This is a genomic window from Gordonia sp. DT218, from assembly GCF_049847105.1.
Classification (GTDB): Bacteria; Actinomycetota; Actinomycetes; order Mycobacteriales; family Mycobacteriaceae; genus Gordonia.
Window position 1 is genome coordinate 87,814 of record NZ_JBNCNS010000002.1, and the last position, 20,048, is coordinate 107,861.

22 protein-coding genes are annotated in these 20,048 nt (G+C 67.1%); 15 read left to right on the forward strand and 7 right to left on the reverse strand.

All coding sequences use genetic code 11. The annotated features are described in order from the left end of the window. Nucleotides 1–9: 9 nt before the first annotated feature. From ACPXCG_RS07500 to ACPXCG_RS07510, 3 genes are all read right to left on the reverse strand, one after another. A complete protein-coding gene (locus tag ACPXCG_RS07500; RefSeq protein WP_425790696.1) occupies nt 10–1,809 on the reverse strand; it encodes an N-acetylglutaminylglutamine amidotransferase in 1,800 nt (599 codons plus the stop codon). Between the two features lie 3 nt (nt 1,810–1,812). Continuing rightward, the gene (locus ACPXCG_RS07505) at nt 1,813–4,497 is read right to left on the reverse strand and encodes a glutamate--cysteine ligase (protein WP_425790698.1); all 2,685 of its coding nucleotides are present in this window, start codon (nt 4,495–4,497) and stop codon (nt 1,813–1,815) included. 93 nt (nt 4,498–4,590) lie between these two features. Further along, entirely contained in the window at nt 4,591–5,076 is a 486-nt protein-coding gene (locus ACPXCG_RS07510) for a hotdog fold domain-containing protein (protein ID WP_425790699.1), read from the reverse strand. Nucleotides 5,077–5,556: 480 nt separating this feature from the next. Between ACPXCG_RS07510 and rpsJ the strand changes: the two genes are divergently transcribed. The 15 genes from rpsJ to ACPXCG_RS07585 all read left to right on the forward strand — a co-directional run bounded on the left by rpsJ (nt 5,557) and on the right by ACPXCG_RS07585 (nt 15,849). After that, entirely contained in the window at nt 5,557–5,862 is a 306-nt protein-coding gene (gene rpsJ / locus ACPXCG_RS07515; protein WP_003938093.1) for a 30S ribosomal protein S10, read from the forward strand. A 16-nt stretch (nt 5,863–5,878) separates the two neighbouring features. Next, the gene (gene rplC / locus ACPXCG_RS07520; RefSeq protein ID WP_425790700.1) at nt 5,879–6,553 is read left to right on the forward strand and encodes a 50S ribosomal protein L3; all 675 of its coding nucleotides are present in this window, start codon (nt 5,879–5,881) and stop codon (nt 6,551–6,553) included. Beyond that, entirely contained in the window at nt 6,550–7,242 is a 693-nt protein-coding gene (gene rplD, locus ACPXCG_RS07525; RefSeq protein WP_425790702.1) for a 50S ribosomal protein L4, read from the forward strand. Before rplC ends, rplD begins: the two co-directional genes overlap by 4 nt. Nucleotides 7,243–7,244: 2 nt before the next feature. Next, on the forward strand, nt 7,245–7,550 hold the full coding sequence (rplW, locus tag ACPXCG_RS07530) for a 50S ribosomal protein L23 (protein ID WP_164308671.1): 306 nt from the start codon (nt 7,245–7,247) through the stop codon (nt 7,548–7,550). Nucleotides 7,551–7,582: 32 nt separating this feature from the next. Beyond that, nucleotides 7,583–8,419, forward strand: coding sequence for a 50S ribosomal protein L2 (rplB, locus tag ACPXCG_RS07535; RefSeq protein WP_190265825.1), 837 nt, complete (start codon nt 7,583–7,585; stop codon nt 8,417–8,419). Between the two features lie 20 nt (nt 8,420–8,439). Continuing rightward, nucleotides 8,440–8,721, forward strand: coding sequence for a 30S ribosomal protein S19 (gene rpsS, locus ACPXCG_RS07540; RefSeq protein WP_005203946.1), 282 nt, complete (start codon nt 8,440–8,442; stop codon nt 8,719–8,721). Next, a complete protein-coding gene (gene rplV / locus ACPXCG_RS07545) occupies nt 8,721–9,131 on the forward strand; it encodes a 50S ribosomal protein L22 (protein ID WP_425790705.1) in 411 nt (136 codons plus the stop codon). The genes rpsS and rplV overlap by 1 nt, the downstream gene beginning before the upstream one ends. Continuing rightward, the gene (gene rpsC / locus ACPXCG_RS07550; protein WP_164308674.1) at nt 9,131–9,949 is read left to right on the forward strand and encodes a 30S ribosomal protein S3; all 819 of its coding nucleotides are present in this window, start codon (nt 9,131–9,133) and stop codon (nt 9,947–9,949) included. The genes rplV and rpsC overlap by 1 nt, the downstream gene beginning before the upstream one ends. A gap of 2 nt (nt 9,950–9,951) precedes the next feature. Then, complete coding sequence (rplP, locus tag ACPXCG_RS07555; protein WP_161062057.1) at nt 9,952–10,368, forward strand: 50S ribosomal protein L16; 417 nt, start codon at nt 9,952–9,954, stop codon at nt 10,366–10,368. After that, nucleotides 10,368–10,601, forward strand: coding sequence for a 50S ribosomal protein L29 (rpmC, locus tag ACPXCG_RS07560; protein WP_161062058.1), 234 nt, complete (start codon nt 10,368–10,370; stop codon nt 10,599–10,601). Before rplP ends, rpmC begins: the two co-directional genes overlap by 1 nt. Continuing rightward, the gene (gene rpsQ / locus ACPXCG_RS07565) at nt 10,598–10,897 is read left to right on the forward strand and encodes a 30S ribosomal protein S17 (RefSeq protein ID WP_425790708.1); all 300 of its coding nucleotides are present in this window, start codon (nt 10,598–10,600) and stop codon (nt 10,895–10,897) included. The genes rpmC and rpsQ overlap by 4 nt, the downstream gene beginning before the upstream one ends. Before the next feature lie 171 nt (nt 10,898–11,068). Next, complete coding sequence (locus tag ACPXCG_RS07570) at nt 11,069–12,340, forward strand: sensor histidine kinase (protein ID WP_425790709.1); 1,272 nt, start codon at nt 11,069–11,071, stop codon at nt 12,338–12,340. After that, a complete protein-coding gene (locus ACPXCG_RS07575; RefSeq protein ID WP_425790711.1) occupies nt 12,327–13,412 on the forward strand; it encodes a hypothetical protein in 1,086 nt (361 codons plus the stop codon). Before ACPXCG_RS07570 ends, ACPXCG_RS07575 begins: the two co-directional genes overlap by 14 nt. Nucleotides 13,413–13,528: 116 nt before the next feature. Then, entirely contained in the window at nt 13,529–14,758 is a 1,230-nt protein-coding gene (locus ACPXCG_RS07580) for a sensor histidine kinase (RefSeq protein WP_425790713.1), read from the forward strand. Beyond that, nucleotides 14,755–15,849, forward strand: coding sequence for a hypothetical protein (locus tag ACPXCG_RS07585; RefSeq protein ID WP_425790715.1), 1,095 nt, complete (start codon nt 14,755–14,757; stop codon nt 15,847–15,849). The genes ACPXCG_RS07580 and ACPXCG_RS07585 overlap by 4 nt, the downstream gene beginning before the upstream one ends. Before the next feature lie 31 nt (nt 15,850–15,880). On the opposite strand, the gene ACPXCG_RS07590 is transcribed toward ACPXCG_RS07585, so the two are convergent. From ACPXCG_RS07590 to ACPXCG_RS07605, 4 genes are read right to left on the reverse strand one after another with little or no spacing between them, the layout of a single operon-like run. After that, entirely contained in the window at nt 15,881–16,249 is a 369-nt protein-coding gene (locus ACPXCG_RS07590) for a GNAT family N-acetyltransferase (RefSeq protein WP_425790717.1), read from the reverse strand. 47 nt (nt 16,250–16,296) lie between these two features. Beyond that, complete coding sequence (locus tag ACPXCG_RS07595; RefSeq protein ID WP_425790719.1) at nt 16,297–17,148, reverse strand: ABC transporter permease; 852 nt, start codon at nt 17,146–17,148, stop codon at nt 16,297–16,299. Further along, nucleotides 17,145–17,960, reverse strand: coding sequence for an ABC transporter permease (locus tag ACPXCG_RS07600; RefSeq protein ID WP_425792069.1), 816 nt, complete (start codon nt 17,958–17,960; stop codon nt 17,145–17,147). The genes ACPXCG_RS07595 and ACPXCG_RS07600 overlap by 4 nt, the downstream gene beginning before the upstream one ends. After that, on the reverse strand, nt 17,957–19,474 hold the full coding sequence (locus ACPXCG_RS07605; RefSeq protein WP_425790721.1) for an ATP-binding cassette domain-containing protein: 1,518 nt from the start codon (nt 19,472–19,474) through the stop codon (nt 17,957–17,959). Before ACPXCG_RS07605 ends, ACPXCG_RS07600 begins: the two co-directional genes overlap by 4 nt. Between the last annotated feature and the right edge of the window lie 574 nt (nt 19,475–20,048).

A 20,048-nucleotide genomic window follows, 5' to 3' on the forward strand; every position in this document is an offset into this window, starting at 1 on the left:
TGCTCACGCTCACGGGGCGGTGACTGCTTCCATGCTCTGTAGCCACATCTCCAACATGGCAACCTGCCACAACTCGTTGGCATCCAGGGTGGTCCGGATGCCGTTCGGGTCGGCGAACAATCGGTCGAGTGCCGCCGGCCGGTACAGCCCCCGGGTGGTCGCCGCCGTCGAGCGGAGGGTGTCCGCGACGAGATCGAGCACACCGCCCTCGAGGTGTCGGATACCGGGCACGGGGAAGTACCCCTTGGTGCGATCGATGACGGCGGACGGGAGCAGGGAACGGCTGGCGTCCTTGAGGATTCCCTTGCCGCCGTGAGCAAGTTTGAGATCGGGCGGGCAGGTGGCCGCCAGCTCGACGAACTCGTGGTCCAGGAAGGGGACCCGTGCCTCCAGGCCCCACGCCATGGTCATCGTGTCGACCCGTTTGACGGGGTCGTCCACGAGCATGACGGTGGTGTCGAGCCGTAGTGCCGCGTCGACGGCGGTCCGGGCGCCGGCCGACGACTGGTGGGCGTGGGCGAACTCCCAACTCGGGTCGTAGTCCTGCTCGAGGTGGTAGGCCTCGCCGAGCAGTTCGCCGATCGCTGCGTGATCGCGGTCGAAGAAGTCGCTCGCGTAGGCCTTGGTGGTGTCGTTGCGGGCGGTGTGCGCCAGAGGCGGATACCAGCCGTATCCGCCGAGGATCTCGTCGGCGCCCTGGCCGGATTGCACCACCTTGATGGATTTGCTGACCTCTTCGGACAGCAGATAGAAGGCCACGCAGTCGTGACTGACCATCGGTTCGCTCATCGCGGCGATGGTGTCGGGTACCGCGGGCAGCAGCCGGTCGGTACCGATGTGGATCTTGTGGTGGTCGGTGGCGAAGGTGTCGGCGATCAGATCGGAGTATGCGTATTCGTCGCCGGATTCTCCACCGGCAGAGTCGAATCCGATGCTGAACGTCGCGAGGTCGGTTTGCCCCTGCTCGGCCAGCAACGCGACCACGAGCGAGGAGTCGATCCCTCCGGACAGCAGTACGCCGACCGGGACGTCGGCGACCATCCGACGGCGGACCGAGGTGCGCAACGAATCCAGCAATTCGTGCTGCCACCGCGATTCGTCCCAGTCGCCCCGTTCGGGATGCGGGGAGAAGGTGGGCGCCCAGTAGCGTCGCTCCGTGCTCCGGCCGTCCGGTGTGATGGTCCGGACCGTCGCGGGCGGCAGTTTTCGGATGCCGTTGAAGATGGTGTGGGGTGCGGGGACGACGGAGTGGAAGCTGAAGTAGTGATGCAGGGCCACCCGGTCGATGGTGGTGTCCACATCGCCGGCCCGGAGCAGAGCCTGCAGAGACGACGCGAATCGCAGTCGGCCAGGGCTCTCGGCGAGGTACAGGGGTTTGATCCCGAGGCGGTCACGGGCCAGCGTCAGTGTGCCGGAGTCGGTGTCGACCACCGCAAAGGCGAACATCCCGATCAGGTGGTCGACACAGTCGGCTCCCCAGGCGTGGAAGGCCTTGAGGATGACCTCGCTGTCGGCGTGGGAGAAGAAGCGGTATCCCTTGCCCTCGAGTTCTCCCCGCAGTTCCCGGTGGTTGTATATGCAGCCGTTGAACACCAGCGCCAGACCGAGTTCCGGATCCACAATCGGCTGTGCGCCGCGTTCGGAGAGATCGATGATCTTGAGCCGCCGATGGCCCAGCGCCACCGAACCTTTGGCGAAGATGCCGGACCCGTCCGGTCCGCGCCGAGTCATCGAGCCGGTCATCACCTCCACGGCGCCGATGTCGGGAGTTGTCGCATCGAAACGGATCTCACCACATACACCACACATCGGTCATCCCTCTCTCGGTGCCGGATCGGTGCCCTGAATCCAGGTGTCCTTACCGCCGCCACCGCGGGACGAGTTGACGATCAGGCTGCCGGCGGGGGCGACCCGGGTGAGTGCGGCCGGGGCGACGTGGGCGGTGACGCGCTCGTCGCCCGCGCCACGGAGGTGGACGAAGGCGCGCAGATCGACATGGTGGGCGTAGAAGCCGTTGCCGTCGAAGGTGGGGTGGGTGGACAGGGCCACCACCTCCTGGGCGATGAATCGTTCCGGCTGGGTCAGCAGATCGACCCGGCGACGTGACAGCTCTTCCTCGGTACATTCGGGTCCGATCGTGATTCCGGAACCGCCCAGGCCGTCAATGGGTTTGACAACCAGGTGTTCCAGGTTGTCCAGCACATGATCGCGCTGATGGCGTTCCGCGCAGAGCCACGTGGGTACCTGATCGAGGAGCGGCTCCTCGCCCAGGTAATAACGGATCATCGCGGGGACGTAGTAGTAGATCGCCTTGTCGTCGCCGACGCCGTTGCCCAGCGCGTTGGCGAGGGCGAATCGTCCGCGGCCCAGTCCGTCGAGGATGCCGTCGCGGAGTGGCTGATCATGGAAACCGTTGGAGGACAGCAACATGTCCTCGTCCATGCGGACATACGCGGTGTTGACCGGGACACGGGAGGTGCCGTGCTGGAAGAACACGCGTCCGGCGTCGGGGCCGTCGGTGACGTCGACCGAGATGTGCTCCGGTGTCGCGAGTCGCAGTCCGGCACCGGCGGCCAGGATGGTGTGCTCGAACCACGCCGAATCCTGCCAGCCCGAGCTGAGCATGATGTCGATGCCGTCGGCGTGGGCATCCGGCGGCGCCGCCGCCGCGATCGTCTCGCCGATCATGCGCGGGACGTCGGCGACCGACATGGTCGCCGCGGGCATGGCGATCTCGGACATGAACTGGGTCATCAACGTGCGGTTGGACATCGCGTAAGCGATTCCCGACGGCACGCGCAGGTTGTCCTCGAGGACCACGAAGTGTCCCGGTTCGGGCGAGACCAGGTCGGTGCCGCAGATGTGGGTGCGCACCCGTTGCCACGCCGGCACGCGGCCGGTCTGGCGGTATCCCGGCGCGCGGTCGAGCGCTTCGGGCGGAAGGATGCCGTCGTGCATGCATTCCTGGTCGCCGTACACGTCGGTGATGAAGGCGTTGAGTGCCAGCGCCCGCTGCCGGAGACCTCGGGAGACCCGCTGCCAGTCGTCGGCGCCGATGTAGCGGGGCATCACGTCGAGCGGGAAGAGTTGGGCCCGCGATTGCCCGGTCACCCGGAAGGTGACCCCGTCGATGCTCTGTTCCCGTTCGATCTGATATTGCCGCTTGCGCAACGTGATCGATCCGAGAGTGGCGGCCGACGAGAGGATCTCGGCGTAACCCGGGCGTGACGTGATCCCGGGTGCGACCGCCTCGTCGTAGGAGTCGCGGTCCGGCGAGTCCACCGTCGGGATGTCGGCGGGGTGCTCGGGACGGAGGTACCCGTGCAGGAGCCGCCCGTCCGGGTCGTCGGGCAACGGTGCCTCGGTCAGGGTTCCGGCCGTCTCCGCGATCAGATTGTCGACGACAGCGGTGAACCGTCCCCGGCGACGCAGGGTGCGTCGCTGACGTGCCGAGGAACTTCCGAAGGTCAGTGCCCGACGGGTGAGCTCATCGACCGCGGGCCAGTCGCCACAGTCCTCGAGTTCGTTGCGCAACGACGCGGTGAGGTCGGCGATCACGTCGGCGGCCGGTCGTGGAGCGGAGTGATCGACGTCGATCAGGTCGCCTTCGAGTCCCGCGCGGGCGGCCTGCCAGATCGCGGCCCGGTACAACGCGGGTGACGTCGGTGGGAAAGGCGAGTCGAGACGGCGGGCCTCACGGAGCACGAGTGCGCGGAACAGGCCGGCGATGAGGGTGATGGTGTCCACGGACGGACAGCTGTCACAGACCCGGAGTTCCAGGGTGTTGACCCGCGCGGACGGGCGGACGTCGAAGTAGACCATGCCCGGATCGGTGATCACGCCGCTGTTGATCAGCCGCTCGATCTCGTCGTCGTACTCGGCCGCCGAGTGGACGTCGGGAAACGGTCCGGTGGTCGGCCAGCGTTGCCAGACGAGGGTGCGGGCGCTCGCGTAACCGGTGTCGGTGCCGTCGGCCCAGAACGGTGAACTCGCCGACAGTGCGAGCAGCGACGGTATGTACGGACTGATGCGCGACGCGATGGCGACGGCCTCGTCGCGATCGGTCACGTCGACGTGCACCTGCGTGCCGCAGATCAATTGTTCCCGGGCGAGGAGTTGATAGTCGGCGAGCATCCGTCGGTAGCGGGGGGTTTCGGTGACCAGCATCTCGGTCGGCACCGCGAGCGGCACGGAACCGGCCGCGACGACGCCGATCCCCAGGCCGGCTGCTGCGTCGACCAGGACGGACCGGTTGGACTGCAGGTTGACGCGCAGGTCGTCGAGGTGTCGGTGCACATCGCTGTTCGCCTCGATGACGCAGCGCTGCAGCTCTTCGACATACGGGCTGCCGGGCGGCAGGACGCCGAGCAGCTCGGGAGCCCGGGTGGTCAGCCGTGACGTGCGCAGGTCGACGAGGTGGAACTCCTCCTCGACCCCGACCTTGCGGACCGCACCGACGGGGTCGGCGGGCCCGGCGCAGGCGTTTCCGGGCGTCATCGTCTAAGGGTAGGAGGAACCGACGCCCACGGCATGGTGAGTTGCGGGCCGGTTAGCTGGCCGGGCGGGTGAGTTGCCGGGCGGACAAGCGTGTCAGACCGGGGTCACCCAGGTGGTGATGTCGCAGTGGACGACCTCGGTGCCGTGCTTGTCGAGGACCCGGACGGCGACGACGACATCGGTGCCCTCGACGATCTCCGCGAAGCTCACGGCGTCGTCGAGCCGGGCCTCCGCAGTGAGTCGCGTCGTCGCCTTGGCGAGATACTGCGTGTTCATCGCCTTCGGAATCCAACGATGGCTCCTCGGTGTGGTCGCCTCCATGAGCATGCCCATCGCGGCCTCGGCGAGGTTGCACGCCGCGATCGCGTGGAAGGTCCCGATGTGGTTGTGGACGCCGAACCAATTGGGTGCCGTCACCCGGCAGAACCCGGGCCGCATCTCGCTGACGGTCGGCAGCACTGTGCCGAAGTAGGGCACCCTGGCGACCATGCCGAGTGAGAACAGAGCGTGCCCGATCGCGTTGTCGGGTAGCTTGCGGCGCAGGGCATAGGTGGGGCTCGAGGAGCCGGAGTCGCTCATGCGACCAGATATTACTACCCGGTAAGTTGAGGGGCGCCTGTCGAGCCGGAGAAGAAGGAGCAGTTCGACGCGCTGCTCGCCCCGGTCGGCAATCTCCGGGGTCCGGCGGAGGGCGCGGGCATCCGCCTGCGTCCTGGATTTGGCTTAGGGCCCCGACCTGGTGCATACTTGTCGGGTTGCCTTGAGCGGCGGACGCAGGTTTTTGTGCGGCCTCCATCGGGTGAATGACTCCCAGGCCCCGGATTCCGGGACCGGGCGTGTAACGCGTGCCCTGGATCAGTGGTACGGACACGACACGCCCGACCGCGGGTGCCGGAGCACAACCGGCTCGTACCAAGTGACGAGCTTACGTACAACGATAGATGAACAGCGTCGATCCCCGAATCTCACGCGGGCGGTCATGTGTCCACCGGCCTCCAGTGTCGGATCAGGCCACGCGGTGTTTGTCTGTCGAGAACAACTGACGGAAGAGGACACAGCGTGGCGGGACAGAAGATCCGCATCAGGCTCAAGGCCTACGACCACGAGGCGATCGACGCTTCGGCGCGCAAGATCGTGGAAACCGTGACCCGTACCGGGGCACGCGTGGTCGGCCCGGTGCCGTTGCCCACCGAGAAGAACGTGTATTGCGTCATCCGTTCGCCGCATAAGTACAAGGACAGCCGCGAACATTTCGAGATGCGTACCCACAAGCGACTCATCGACATCCTCGACCCGACGCCGAAGACGGTCGATGCGCTGATGCGCATCGATCTGCCGGCCAGCGTCGACGTCAACATCCAGTAGGCGGGGGGCGAGAGATATGACCACAAAGAGTGCAACCAGCAATCAAAGTGCCACACGGGGAATCCTGGGCACCAAGCTCGGCATGACCCAGGTCTTCGACGAGAACAACCGTGTCGTTCCGGTGACGGTGATCCAGGCCGGACCGAACGTCATCACCCAGCTCCGTACCGCGGACCGCGACGGCTACACCGCCGTCCAGCTCGCCTACGGCGCCATCGATCCGCGCAAGGTGACCAAGCCGGTCGCCGGGCAGTACGCCAAGGCCGGAGTGACCCCGCGTCGCCACCTCGCCGAGATCCGCGTCGCGGACGTCTCGGAGCTCGAGATCGGTCAGGAGCTGACCGCCGAGATCTTCGAGAACGGCACCAAGGTCGACGTGACCGGTACCTCCAAGGGCAAGGGTTTCGCCGGCGTCATGAAGCGTCATGGCTTCTCCGGTCTCGGCGCCAGCCACGGCGTGCACCGCGTGCACCGCGCACCCGGCTCGATCGGTGGCTGCGCCACCCCGGGCCGCGTGTTCAAGGGCATGCGGATGGCCGGACGTATGGGTAACGACACCGTGACCACGCAGAACCTGACCGTGCACATGGTTGACGCCGACGCCGGTCTGCTGTTGATCAAGGGTGCGATCCCCGGCCGCAAGGGCGGCATCGTGGTGATCCGCGACGCAGTGAAGGGTGGTGCCAAGTGAGCACCGAGACGACTACAAAACTGACGCTGGACGTCAAGTCCGCCGACGGCAAGACCAACGGCACCGTTGATCTGCCCGCCGAGCTGTTCGACGTGACCGCCAACATCTCACTGATGCACCAGGTGGTCGTGGCCCAGCAGGCCGCTGCCCGCCAGGGCACCCACGCCACCAAGACTCGTGGCGAGGTGAGTGGTGGTGGAGCCAAGCCGTACCGCCAGAAGGGCACCGGCCGCGCCCGCCAGGGTTCGACCCGTGCGCCGCAGTTCGTCGGCGGTGGCACCGTTCACGGTCCGCAGCCGCGTGACTACAGCCAGCGGACCCCGAAGAAGATGAAGGCCGCCGCCCTGCGCGGTGCCCTGTCCGACCGGGCCCGTAACGAGCGCATCCACGTGATCACCGAACTGGTTGCCGGGCAGAACCCGTCGACCAAGTCGGCTCGCCAGTTCCTCGAGGCACTGAGTGATCGCCGCAAGTTCCTGGTGGTGCTCGGCCGTGAGGACGACGCCGCATGGAAGAGCGTCGCGAACCTGCAGAACGTTCTGCCGATCGCACCGGATCAGCTCAACACCTACGACGTCCTGGATTCGGACGAGGTGGTGTTCAGCGTCGAGACGCTCAACGCGTTCATCGAGCAGAACTCAGCGACTGAGACGAAGTCTCCCGTCGCCAATGAGACAGAGGAGGCGTGAGTATGGCTACGCAGGCCAACCCGCGTGACATCATCCTGGCGCCGGTGATCTCGGAGAAGTCCTACGGACTGATCGAGGACAACGTGTACACGTTCATCGTGCACCCGGACTCGAACAAGACGCAGATCAAGATTGCGGTCGAGCAGATCTTCGACGTCACGGTCACCAGCGTCAACACCGCCAACCGGCAGGGCAAGCGCAAGCGCACCCGCTTCGGCTACGGCCAGCGCAAGTCCACCAAGCGCGCGATCGTGACGCTGTCCGCTGACAGCAAGCCCATCGAGATCTTTGGAGGCCCGGTCGGCTGACCGGGACTCGAGAGTAGAGGGACTACAGACTCATGGCTATTCGTAAGTACAAGCCGACGACCCCGGGTCGTCGCGGTTCGTCCGGCGCAGATTTCGCGGAGGTCACCCGTGACCATCCCGAGAAGTCGCTGGTCCGTCCGCTGCACGGCCGTGGTGGCCGTAACGCGCACGGCCGCATCACCACCCGTCACAAGGGTGGCGGCCACAAGCGCGCGTACCGCCTCATCGACTTCCGTCGCAACGACAAGGACGGCGTCAACGCCAAGGTCGCTCACATCGAGTACGACCCGAACCGCACTGCGCGGATCGCGTTGCTGCACTTCGTCGACGGCGAGAAGCGCTACATCATCGCGCCCAAGGGCCTGAAGCAGGGCGACGTGGTGGAGAGCGGTGCCACCGCCGACATCAAGCCCGGCAACAACCTGCCGCTGCGCAACATCCCGACCGGTACCCAGGTGCACGCCGTGGAGCTGCGCCCGGGCGGCGGGGCGAAGATGGCCCGCAGCGCAGGCGCCTCGATCCAGCTGCTCGGCAAGGAGGGTGGCTACGCCACCCTGCGTATGCCGTCCGGCGAGATCCGTCGAGTCGACGTGCGCTGCCGCGCCACCGTCGGCGAGGTGGGCAACGCCGAGCAGTCGAACATCAACTGGGGCAAGGCCGGCCGTATGCGTTGGAAGGGCAAGCGCCCGACCGTCCGCGGTGTCGTGATGAACCCGGTCGACCACCCCCATGGTGGCGGCGAGGGCAAGACCTCGGGTGGTCGCCACCCGGTCAGCCCGTGGGGCCAGCCGGAAGGCCGGACCCGCAAGAACAAGGCCAGCGACCAGTTGATCGTCCGGCGTCGTCGCACCGGCAAGAACAAGCGATAAGCACAGGAGGGAGTTAGAGAATGCCACGCAGCCTCAAGAAGGGCCCGTTCGTCGACGACCACCTGCTTGCCAAGGTGGACACGCAGAACGAGAAGGGCACCAAGCAGGTCATCAAGACCTGGTCGCGCCGTTCGACCATCATCCCCGACTTCATCGGTCACACCTTCGCCGTTCACGACGGTCGCAAGCACGTCCCGGTGTTCGTCTCGGACAACATGGTCGGGCACAAGCTGGGCGAGTTCGCCCCTACCCGCACCTTCAAGGGTCACATCAAGGATGACCGGAAAGCGAAGCGCCGGTAATGACTACGCAAACCGAGAATCCCACAGCCAAGGCGACCGCGAAGTTCGTTCGTGTGACGCCGATGAAGGCGCGCCGTGTGATCGACCTGATCCGCGGCAAGAACGTCGACGAGGCCCTCGACATCCTGCGGTTCGCCCCGCAGTCGGCGTCTGAGCCGGTCTCCAAGGTGCTCGCCAGCGCCGTCGCGAATGCGGAGAACAACCTGGATCTGGATCGCCGGACCCTGGTCGTCGCCACCGCGTTCGCCGACGAGGGCCCCACGCTCAAGCGGTTCCAGCCGCGTGCACAGGGTCGTGCGTTCCGCATCCGCAAGCGCACCAGCCACATCACCGTCGTCGTGGAGAGCCTTCCCGAGAAGGCCACCGCCGGTCGAGGCCGGTCGCGTCAGCCGAAGAAGGGAGCCCAGTAGTGGGTCAGAAAATCAACCCGCACGGCTTCCGTCTGGGCATCACCACGGACTGGAGTTCGCGGTGGTACGCCGACAAGCAATATGCGGAGTACGTGAAAGAGGATGTCGCCATCCGCAAGCTCCTGTCCACGGGACTCGAGCGCGCCGGCATCGCCAAGGTGGAGATCGAGCGCACCCGTGACCGGGTTCGCGTCGACATCCACACCGCCCGTCCGGGCATCGTCATCGGCCGCCGCGGCGCCGAGGCCGATCGGATTCGTGGCGACCTGGAGAAGCTGACCGGCAAGCAGGTGCAGCTGAACATCCTCGAGGTGAAGAACGCAGAGTCCGAGGCCCAGCTGGTGGCCCAGGGCGTCGCTGAGCAGCTGAGCAACCGTGTGGCCTTCCGCCGCGCGATGCGCAAGGCGATCCAGTCGGCGATGCGTCAGCCGAACGTGAAGGGCATCCGGGTCCAGTGCTCGGGTCGCCTGGGTGGCGCAGAGATGAGCCGCAGTGAGTTCTACCGCGAGGGTCGGGTGCCGCTGCACACGCTGCGCGCCGACATCGACTACGGACTCTACGAAGCCAAGACCACCTTCGGCCGTATCGGCGTGAAGGTCTGGATCTACAAGGGCGACATCGTCGGTGGCAAGCGTGAGCTGTCCGCAGCCGCGCCGGCCGCCGAGGATCGCCGTCCGCGCCGGCCCAGCCGGCCGCGTCGCAGCGGTTCCTCGGGTACCACCGCGACGAGCACCGAAGCGGGTCGTGCCGCCGATGCTCCGGCTGTGGACGCCAATGCGGGGGCCACTGCCGGCGCGGCCACGGAAAAGGAGGGCTGATCATGTTGATCCCTCGTCGGGTCAAGCACCGCAAGCAGCACCATCCCAGCCTCAAGGGCCAGGCCAAGGGCGGCACCAAGGTGACGTTCGGTGACTACGGCATCCAGGCTCTGGAAGGCGCGTACATCACCAACCGTCAGATCGAATCGGCACGTATTGCCATCAACCGGCACATCAAGCGTGGCGGCAAGGTGTGGATCAACATCTTCCCGGACCGCCCGCTGACCAAGAAGCCCGCCGAGACCCGCATGGGTTCCGGTAAGGGTTCGCCCGAGTGGTGGGTCGCCCCGGTCAAGCCGGGTCGGGTGCTGTTCGAGATGAGCTACCCCAATGAGGAGACCGCTCGCGAGGCCCTGCGTCGCGCGCAGCACAAGCTCCCCATCAAGACCAGGATCGTGACCAGAGAGGAGCAGTTCTGATGGCACTCGGAGTTGCTGCGAACGAGCTGCGTGAGCTCAGTGATACCGATCTGGTCGATCGCCTCAAAGAGTCGAAGGAAGAGCTGTTCAACCTTCGGTTCCAGATGGCCACCGGCCAGCTCGACAACAATCGCCGCCTGCGGACCGTGCGTCGCGAGATCGCGCGTGTCTACACCGTGATGCGCGAGCGTGAGCTGGGCCTGGCGTCGGGACCGGATGGTGATGACGCATGAGTGAGGACCAGAAAGTGACCCAAGAAGGATCGTCACAGGCCGAAGTACGTAACAACCGCAAAGAGCGGATCGGTTACGTGGTCAGCGACAAGATGCAGAAGACCATCGTGGTCGAGCTGGAAGATCGTAAGAGCCACCCGCTCTACGGCAAGATCATCCGGACCACGAGCCGGGTCAAGGCACACGACGAGGACGAGACCGCCGGTGTCGGCGACCGCGTGCGGCTCATGGAGACCCGCCCGCTGTCGGCTACCAAGCGGTGGCGCTTCGTCGAGGTGCTGGAGAAGGCCAAGTAGTAGCGGCCTTTCCGCAACAGACACATCGAGACGGCCCGTTCCCTTCAAGGGAGCGGGCCGTTTCGCGTGCCCGCTCGCCATCGTCGGCCCACAATCGGAGTGTGTACGCGGTATGGCATTGTCACCAGTCTGCGAGTCGATTCCCAGGAATGGACAGATGGTGATGATGCGATGAGCGGAGGTACTGCGGCCGGCGTGACCGGCCCTGTCCGGGCGTCGCCGGACGATGTGCGAGCGCGGCAGTGGCGCGACCGCGTCGTCGGGCCGTCGGACGCCACAGATCGTGCCCGCGTCCAACGGATCGGGACCCGGTTCATCGGCTGCGGACTGATCACCTTCACAGTCGGGTTGTCGCCGGTCATCGCGGCCCGCTCGGAACTCACCGATCCCTGGTGGCCTCCGCTGAGCGCCGCGTTGGTGGTCGGGCCCGCCCTGCTCGTCATCGGTGCGACCTATCGGCAGACCTTGCGACATCAGACCGTGCTGGCAGCCCTGTCGAGTCTCGGATTCCTGCTGGCGATCGGACTCTGGTTCGTCGCATGGAACGGAGACGTCACACCGGGGCAATCCTGGTGGAGTGTCTGGCTGGTCCAGTTCCCCGGGGTCCCCGGTCTGGTGTTCGGGATGGCGGGTCGGTACCTGCCGGCCATCGGACACATCGTGGCGGCGACCTTCCTGGCCCAGACGGCCAACCAGATCGGTATCGCAGGACATCTGCGTCCCGAGCTCTATCTCGGATCATTGGTCACCATCGCTCTCACGTGTGTGTTCCTCGCGGTCGCCGTCGTGACCGTGCGGACCGCCGGGCTGCTCGACGAGACACGGTCGGCCGCGATGGACGCCGCCGCGACGTCGGCGGCGTCGGCGGCCAAGGAGTCCGAGCGAGCACGCTTCGCGGCGTTGATCCACGACAAGGTCATCGCCATCCTGCTGGCGATCGAGGTCGGGCGGCCGCGCCGGGGGCTCGGGGCAGAGGCGGTGACGGCCCTCGACGAACTCGACCGGCGCGACGACGAGCCGCCCGAGGCGTCAATGGGTGTCGACGAGTTCGTACAGCGGGTGCGAAACGCGATCGCGGCGACCGCCGACGACGTCGAACGTGAGTTGTCGATCAACCGGTCCGCCTCGGGACGGTATCCGGGCGAGGTCGTGTCCGGGATGATCGAGGCGATGTGTGAGGCCATCCGCAACGCCAGCAGACATGCCGGCGCGGGCGCATCCTGTCTCGTCGTCGGCGATTTCCGGGCAGACCAGGTCACCGTGGCCATCGTCGACGATGGCGAGGGTTTCGATCCGGACCGGGTGCGTCCCGAGCGACTGGGCGTCGCGGTCGGGATCCGTGGTCGGATGACCGGGCTGGCCGGGGGCGACGTCGAGGTCCGCAGCGAGCCGGGCCGGGGCACCGTCGTGGTGCTGAGGTGGGTCCGTGATGTCGGAACGTGACGCGGTGGAGGTGCGGCCGGATGAGACGGTCGACCTGTTCGGACTGCGATCCCTGCCGGTGGTCGGTGCGCTGGTCGCCTTCGGCGCGGTCTACATCGTGGTCACGATCGGTTCCGGACTCGACATCCGCGGGTCGGCGAACTGGCTGGGCCTTGCCCTGGCGTTCGCACTGCTGGCCGCCGATCTGGTGGGCCTGATCCGGGTCGTCGGCGACCCGTTCCCGTTTCGCTGGGGCGTGGCGGTGGTGGCGGTCATGATCGCCGGGACCGCGACAGCCTGGTGGTCGGTCCCGCCGGACACCTTCGAGACCTTGCAGTGCCTTCCCGCGGCGGTCTCCGGGATCGTGGTTCTCGCACTGCTCGCCGTCCGGGGCCGGCTCGGTCTGGCGTGGATCGGCGCTTTCACGATGAGTCTGTCCGCAACGCTGTGGGGCGGCTTCCGGGGGCCCGGGTTCGTGACCGGACTCGGCTACACCTCGTGGGTGTACCCGGTGATGATCTTCGCGTCACTGTTCGTGGTGATGCTGCGGCCGATGGCCGAGAGCATCCGCACCCTGCGAGATCGGGAGCTGGGGTACGCGGCGTCGGACGCGGCGGCCCTGGCCGTAGCCGCCGAACGGGACCGGCAGCTCGGCCGACTGGACCGGCAGGCCCGGTCGCTGCTCGAACAGGTCGCCGACCGCCACGAGTTCAGCCCGATCGAAGTGCAGCGCGCCCGGCTCGTGGAAGCCCAGCTGCGCGACGGTATCCGAGCGCCCGCCTGGGATTCGATCCAGGTTCGGGCAGCCGTGTGGCGGGCGCGGGAACGGGGAGTGTCGGTCGTGCTGTTCGACGACGGCGGCCTGATCGGCGACGACTCGGTGCAGCAGCGGCTCGACGATGCGCTCATCGACGAACTCGACCGTCTCGACGACGGCCGGGTCACCGCGCGTGTCCTGCCGCCCGGACGTCCGACCCGCGCCACGATCGTCGTCAACGTCGAGGACGCCACGCGGCGATACGACGTCACCGAGGACGGCGAGATCTCCGGAGGTGTGTGGTCGCACATCGGGGACGGTGCCGCCTTCGGGTAGGGAGTCGGTGCAGTTTCCGCCGAGCGCGGGCACCGTGAGCCACGCCCGGTTCATGACGATCAGATGACCGTCCGAACGGAGGCTGGCAGATCCGCCACAGAGTCTGGTGGACTTCGATGGTGATCGATCACACACAGGCCGGGCGAGCGGTCGTCGGCCGCCTGCGGGGGCTGCGCGCGCCCGCGGTCAGCGACGACTCCGATCTACTCCGGATGCAGCGGAGCGGTGGGCGTTTCATCGGTCTCGGCCTCCTCACGTTCACAGTGGTGATGATCCCGGTGGCCATCCGGTGCGCCGATCTCACCGCGGTCTGGTGGACGCCGGTCAGCTTGGCGCTGATCGTCGTGCCCGCGATCCTGCTCGTGTTGGCGTCCTTCCGCCCGGTGCCGCGGGGCCATGAGGCCCTGATGGTCCTGTCTGCGCTGGGCTACCTGCTCGCGACGCTCCTCTGGTTCGTCGCATGGAATGGCGCCACCAACGATCCGGCGCGCTGGGCGGTGTGGATGGTGCAGTTTCCGTCGGTGCCGAGCATCGGTCTGGTGTTGGTGGCGCGTGCCCGCTGGGCCATTGCGCATCTCGTCACGGCCACGCTGGCCGTACATGCGGCCAACCAGGTGGGTCGCTTCGGTGAGATCCGTCCGGTCGCGTTGCTCAGTGCGCCCCTGACGATGGCGCTCAGCGGGGTTTTTTTGGCCGTGGCGATCGCGACGATGGCCAATGTGCGACTACTCGACGCCCGCCGGGCCGAGATTCTGGCCTCGGCGGCCACCGGTGCCGCGGAGATGGCACAGGAAGCCGAACGCGCACGATTTGCGGCGGTGATCCACGACAAGGTGATCGCGTCGTTGCTCGCCGTGACACCGGGGCGGCTAGACCCACGTCTCGCGAACCAGGCCGCATCGACCCTCGAAGAGCTCGACCGCAGCGACGACCACGACCTCGGTGTCGTCTCGGCGACCCAGTTCGCCGAACGGATCCGGGCATCTGCGGCATCCGTGAGCGACGGTGTCCGCAGCGAATTGTTCGTGCACGATCGCTTTGTGTCGTATCCCGCCGACGTCGTCTCGGCGCTGATCGAGTCGACGGGAGAAGCGGTGCGCAACTGGCACCGGCACGCGGGAGGGAGCGCCCGTTGTGTGGTCGGTGGCGATTTCGGCGACGCCGCCGTGCGGGTCACGATCACCGACGACGGCGTGGGGTTCGTCCCCGAATCGGTGGGGCCGGAACGGTACGGGATCGCCACCGGAATCTGGGGACGGATGGCCTCGCTGCCGGGCGGCGCAGCCCAGATCGTGAGCGCGCCCGGGCGGGGGACGACCGTCGTCGTCGAGTGGCGGCGGTCGTGACGCCGAATCCGCGTTCCGAGGACCGGGAGCTCGACGACGCAACCGTCGACATCTACGGGCTCGGCTCGTCGACGGTCACGCGGGGACTCGGGCTGTTCGCGGCGGTCTATACCGTCGTGACGATCGCTGCCGGATGGCACATCACGTCCGTGCACAACTGGGCCGGGCTGATCGCCGGTCTGGTGCTCTTCGCGATCGCCACCTTGATCGTTCAGCGAGCGCGTGGTCCGCGGTTCCCGCTCTCCGCTGCCGTCCCGGCGGCCCTGATGGCGGTCTGCGGACTCGCCATCTCGCTGTGGAGCCTGCCCGGCGAGACATATCTTCAGCTCCAGACGGCACCGCCGGTCTCCGCGGCAACCATCGTGTTCACCCTGCTCGCGGTGCGTGGTCGGCCGGCGTTCGCCTGGGTGGGTGCCGTGTGCTGCACCGGGATCGCCGGACTGTGGGGTATGGCAATCGGATTCGGATTCGCCTCCGGTGCGGGAAACACGGCTTTCTGCTACCCGGTCCTGGTGCTGGCGATGCTGTTCATGTTGATGGCGCGGCCGCTCGCGGAACGTATCCGCGTTCTCCGCGAGCGTGCGGTCGCGCAGGCCGCGACCGAGGCCGCGACGGCGGCGGCCGCGGCCGAGCGCGGCCGCCAACTCTCTCGACTGGGGCGTCGCGCGCGACCGATCCTGGGCGAGATCGTCGACGGGCACGAGTTCACCATCGATGAGGTGGCCGATGTACGACTCACCGAGGCGCAACTGCGCGACGGGATCCGAGCTCCCGCGTGGGAGTCCGACCCGGTTCGTGACGCGGTGTGGCAGGCCCGCAGGCGAGGTGTCACAGTGCTGCTCCTCGACGACGGTGCGTTGAGCATGGTGCCCGAACGCGTCCTCCTGCGCCGGTTGCGGGATGTGCTGGTCGACGAGCTGCGGCCCCTCGACAGCGGTCAGGTCACCGCGCGGGTCCTGCCGCCGGGTCGCTCGCTGGTCGCGTCGATCGTCGTCAACACCGGACCGACCATCAAACGCATCGAATACGGTGTCGGCGGCGAGACGTCGGAACACAGCGCGACCGTCCCGGTGTCGACGTCCGACGAGTGACCGGTTGCCTCCCCGTCTCGGCCGGGTTCGGTCAGTTGAGCGCGGTCTCCAGCCAGGAGAGCACCTCGGGGGTCACCGGGCGCGCCGCATCCGCGTAGTCGGGGTTCTTGCGTAGGAAGGCCGCGACCATCGGACAGACACCGACGATGACGCGCCCCTCTTCGCGGGTCGCGTCGAGCGCTTCGCGGATCAGGATGGTGCCCAGACCACGGCCACCGAACTCCTCGGCCACCTCCGTGTGGAAGAAGACGCGTTGTCCGGTGCCGTCGACGTCACGGTCACGGTAAGCGGTGAACCCGGCCACCCGGGGTTCACCGGCGTCCGCCACCGTGATCTCGTAGCGGCGTTCGGCCGGGTGGTGGGCAACGGAGGTGTGGACTCCGGTCTTGTCGGTGGCCATGGTGCGAGCTTACGGTCCTCGACGATCCCGGCGCTGTCCCGAGGCCGTCAGTGATCGGTGGCGGCGCGCTGATAACCACGCAGTGCCGGGTAGACGAAGACGCCCAGCAGGACGACCGACCAGACGATCACCTTGATGAGGTTCTCGGTGATCGGTCCGCCGACGGCGAGTGACCGCATCACTTCGATCGCCGGTGTCATCGGCTGGTTCGCGACGATCGGCTGCAGCCATCCCGGATAGGCCTCGAGCGGGCTGAACCCCGAGTTGAAGAACATCAGGACACTCGAGAACAAGGAGATCATCGGCACGATCGGGGCCGCCGGTTTCGCGTTGACGGCGAGCGCGAGGACCATCGTCGAGAACGCCATGCCGTAGAGCAGCGCGACCCCGATGATGCCGAGGACGGCCCACGCACCCTGGGTGAAACGGAAACCGATGAACAGCCCCGCCACCAACAAGACCACGGTCGAGGCCAGGATGCGCACGAGCTCGGCGATGATGCGTGCGCTGAGATCGGCGGCACGGTTGATCGGCAGCACGTACAGACGGCCGAGGAGACCGGTGCCGCGTTCGGTGTTGAGCCGGACCGCCGCCGCCATCGAGCCGAACATGGCTCCCACCAGGATCACCAGTGGCACGGTTCCGTACGCGCTGTTCTGACCGGTCGCATTGCCCACGGCATCGCCCAGGACGACCTTGAACATGACCATCGACAGCGCCGGGAACAGCAGGCTCTGGCCGAGCGTCGAGTAGTCCCGCACCCATACCGACAGCTGTCGTCCGGTGAGGATTCGGGTCTGCGTCGTCCAGGCATCGGTCGAGTGTTCCGGTGGGACCTCGCCGGTCGGCATCGTCGCGGCCGCCGCCGCGGTGGAACTCATCTGCGGTGGTGTCGTCATGCGCGTAGCCTCCGCTCGGCCCAGATGAGCAGGCCCGCGGCCAGACCGGCCATCCCCAGGCACCAGTACACCGTCGGTGCCACCACCGACCAGGTCGCGGTGCCGTCGTTGAAAGCTCGCATCGCGTTCGAGAACTGCGACACCGGCTGATTGCGGACGAACGGCTGAATCCACTCCGGGAACTGGCTCTCGGGGACGAATCCCGTCGACAGCATGCCGAGGATCAGGATCGGCAGTCCGAGCATCTGACTCGTCGACTCGGGGCTGCTCGCCAACAGCCCGAGCGCGTCGGCGATCACGGCGACCAGCAGACCGACGACGAAGGCCACCGCGTAAAGGCCGATGGTCCCGCCGATGCCACCGTGCGGACGCCAGCCGATCAGCAGACTCGCGATGGTCGCGAAGACGAGTGAGATCGTCAGCAGAACCGCATTGGCCGACCCGCGGGCGGCGACCGGGACCAGGGAGTTCATCGGCATGACCCGGAAGCGCAGGTTGATGCCGCGCATGCCGTCCATCGACGAACGCATGGCGGAGGCCGACGCGACGAAGCCGACTGACTGCAGCGCGATGATCGGCATCAGGTACTGCGCGTAGTCCATGCCCGGATAGGCGTCCATCAACGACCGCAACGGCACGTAGAAGCACACCGCGAGGAAGGCGGGAGCGATCATCGCGAAGATGATCTCGCCGTTGCGCACGATGCCGGACAGACCGCGCGTGGTCAGCGCCCACCACTGTTGCGGTGGGCTGACCTGTGGCTCCGCGGCCTGTGTCGGTCCGGTCGGGTCCGGGGTGGTGTGCGTGATCAGGGGACGGGCACCTTCGTGGTCGAGGGTTCGGTGAGGGCGAGGAAGACCTCGTCGAGCGACGGCCGACGCAGCGCGACGTCGGAGAGGCGGATGCCGGCGGCGCTCGTTCGCTGGACGATCTGGACGAGGGTGTCCGCGCCGTCGGGGGCGGGCACCGACACCGAGATCGGTCGGTCGCCGTCGCGGGCCGGCGCATCCGGTGATGGTGTGAGCGCCGACTGCACCGGCGAGGGCGATTCGGCCAGCAGGTCGGCGAGGGCCTCCCGGACCGCGGGCACCTGCTCGGGATCGGTGGGTGTCACCTGATAGACCGATGTGCCGATCTGCGACTTGAGTTCGTCGGTCGTACCTCGCGCGATGACCCGGCCGTGGTCGATCACCACGATCTGGTCCGCGAGTTCGTCCGCCTCTTCCAGGTACTGCGTGGTGAGCACCGTCGTCACGCCCTGGTTGCGCAGACTCTTCACGAGTTGCCACACCTCCTGTCGGCTACGCGGGTCGAGTCCGGTGGTCGGTTCGTCGAGGAACACCACTTCGGGGCGGGTGACCAGGCCACACGCGATGTCGATCCGGCGGCGCATACCGCCCGAGTACTCGCGCACCCTCCGACGGGCCGCGTCGGTCAATCCGAAGGCGGCGAGCAGTTCGTCGGCGCGGACGGTCGCGGCGGGTTTCGCGAGACCGAGCAGGCGCCCGAACAGGATCAGATTCTCCCGCCCGGTCAGCGATTCGTCGAGCGCGGCGAACTGTCCGGTCAACATGATCGAACGGCGGACCGCGGCGGCCTGGTGCACGACGTCGTGACCGGCGACGAGGCCGGTGCCCGCGTCCGGTTTGAGTAGCGTGCACAGCATGTTGACGGTCGTCGTCTTGCCGGCACCGTTGGGGCCGAGCAGACCCAGGATGGTGCCCTTTGCGACCGAGAACGTGACATCGGACACGGCGACGAAATCGCCGAAGCGCTTCTGCAGGCCGACCGCTGCGACGGCGGGTTCGGGGGTTCGCGGAATCCGGTCGGTGACCGTGTTCTGAACCGCCTCGGACACCGGTGCATGCGGATCGGCCGGAGCAGGGCCACCGGGTTGGACATCGGGGTCGGGATTCTGATCGGTGACACCGCCGAACGGCTGCGGAGTGACGGCGGCTCCGGTCGGCTCGTCGCCGTGATGTGCCGAGGAGCCGTTCGGGCTCTGGGGCGGGCCGATGTCGTGCGGTCCCGGTGTCGGCTCGGCGTCGGTGCTGAACTCTTCCCAGGTGATCGCATCGCGCGGATGCAGGTCACGCTCCCACAAACTGGGATCGCCGGGCTCGTCGAGCGGCAACAGATCGGCGGGATCGAGCGGATCGGTGAGAGGGTCCCACGTGCGGTGCACCTCGGGGGCGGGCACTTCGGCGGTGGGCACTTCGGGGGCGGGCACTTCGGTGGAAGGCGTCACCGCGCCGTCGTCCGGAGCGTCGGCGTCCTCGGGGCGGTACAGGTCATCGACCGTGTGACGCCCTCGTGAATCAGGCATTCCGCTCCTCTTCCGGATCGATGTTCTCGAGCGTGACGGGGTCGTTACCGAATCAAACTTACGCAGTACAGGCCGTCGGGGCGACGACCACCGACGTGGCAGGTGGTCGGTGTCGTCGGCGAGCGGCCCGGAATCGCACATCTGGGCGACCTGACATCGAGTAGACAGCTTTCCCACAGGTTCGGCTCCTACAGTTCCCGTTGTGAACCAGTTCGGGACGGGCCGACGGGCGGTCGTGACCTGGGCGGAGAAGTCGCGATCGTTCGAACGGGGGACGTGGTGATTACCGTCCTCGGCTCGTCGTTCGTTACGGTTCGTGGTCAGGAATCTGCGAGATGCCGTGTAACGGCCGGCGGCCTCGGCACGAAATACCTGTGTATTGCAGTACTTAGTATCGATTGCTAAACAACTTGTTCGACAGCATGGATTTGCGGGTTCGGGAGACGTCCGGTCGGCGACGGAGGGCGCGAAGCGAGACAGGTAACGGCAGAGATGCGCGCACTCGGGTTCTCCGGGCGCATGACGAGATGGCACCGCGGAAGATCGCGAGACCGCCGAGACGAGAGTGAGTGGA

What these genes read in the sequence shown, in the direction of transcription:
- ACPXCG_RS07500 (WP_425790696.1), bottom strand. Translation starts at nt 1,809, where the DNA reads ATGTGTGGTGTATGTGGTGAGATCCGTTTCGATGCGACAACTCCCGAC.
- ACPXCG_RS07505 (WP_425790698.1), bottom strand. Translation starts at nt 4,497, where the DNA reads ATGACGCCCGGAAACGCCTGCGCCGGGCCCGCCGACCCCGTCGGTGCG.
- rplV (WP_425790705.1), top strand. Translation starts at nt 8,721, where the DNA reads ATGACTACGCAAACCGAGAATCCCACAGCCAAGGCGACCGCGAAGTTC.
- ACPXCG_RS07510 (WP_425790699.1), bottom strand. Translation starts at nt 5,076, where the DNA reads ATGAGCGACTCCGGCTCCTCGAGCCCCACCTATGCCCTGCGCCGCAAG.
- rpsQ (WP_425790708.1), top strand. Translation starts at nt 10,598, where the DNA reads ATGAGTGAGGACCAGAAAGTGACCCAAGAAGGATCGTCACAGGCCGAA.
- rpmC (WP_161062058.1), top strand. Translation starts at nt 10,368, where the DNA reads ATGGCACTCGGAGTTGCTGCGAACGAGCTGCGTGAGCTCAGTGATACC.
- rplB (WP_190265825.1), top strand. Translation starts at nt 7,583, where the DNA reads ATGGCTATTCGTAAGTACAAGCCGACGACCCCGGGTCGTCGCGGTTCG.
- ACPXCG_RS07605 (WP_425790721.1), bottom strand. Translation starts at nt 19,474, where the DNA reads ATGCCTGATTCACGAGGGCGTCACACGGTCGATGACCTGTACCGCCCC.
- rplW (WP_164308671.1), top strand. Translation starts at nt 7,245, where the DNA reads ATGGCTACGCAGGCCAACCCGCGTGACATCATCCTGGCGCCGGTGATC.
- rplP (WP_161062057.1), top strand. Translation starts at nt 9,952, where the DNA reads ATGTTGATCCCTCGTCGGGTCAAGCACCGCAAGCAGCACCATCCCAGC.
- rpsS (WP_005203946.1), top strand. Translation starts at nt 8,440, where the DNA reads ATGCCACGCAGCCTCAAGAAGGGCCCGTTCGTCGACGACCACCTGCTT.
- ACPXCG_RS07575 (WP_425790711.1), top strand. Translation starts at nt 12,327, where the DNA reads ATGTCGGAACGTGACGCGGTGGAGGTGCGGCCGGATGAGACGGTCGAC.
- ACPXCG_RS07570 (WP_425790709.1), top strand. Translation starts at nt 11,069, where the DNA reads ATGAGCGGAGGTACTGCGGCCGGCGTGACCGGCCCTGTCCGGGCGTCG.
- rplC (WP_425790700.1), top strand. Translation starts at nt 5,879, where the DNA reads ATGACCACAAAGAGTGCAACCAGCAATCAAAGTGCCACACGGGGAATC.
- ACPXCG_RS07580 (WP_425790713.1), top strand. Translation starts at nt 13,529, where the DNA reads ATGGTGATCGATCACACACAGGCCGGGCGAGCGGTCGTCGGCCGCCTG.
- ACPXCG_RS07590 (WP_425790717.1), bottom strand. Translation starts at nt 16,249, where the DNA reads ATGGCCACCGACAAGACCGGAGTCCACACCTCCGTTGCCCACCACCCG.
- ACPXCG_RS07595 (WP_425790719.1), bottom strand. Translation starts at nt 17,148, where the DNA reads ATGACGACACCACCGCAGATGAGTTCCACCGCGGCGGCGGCCGCGACG.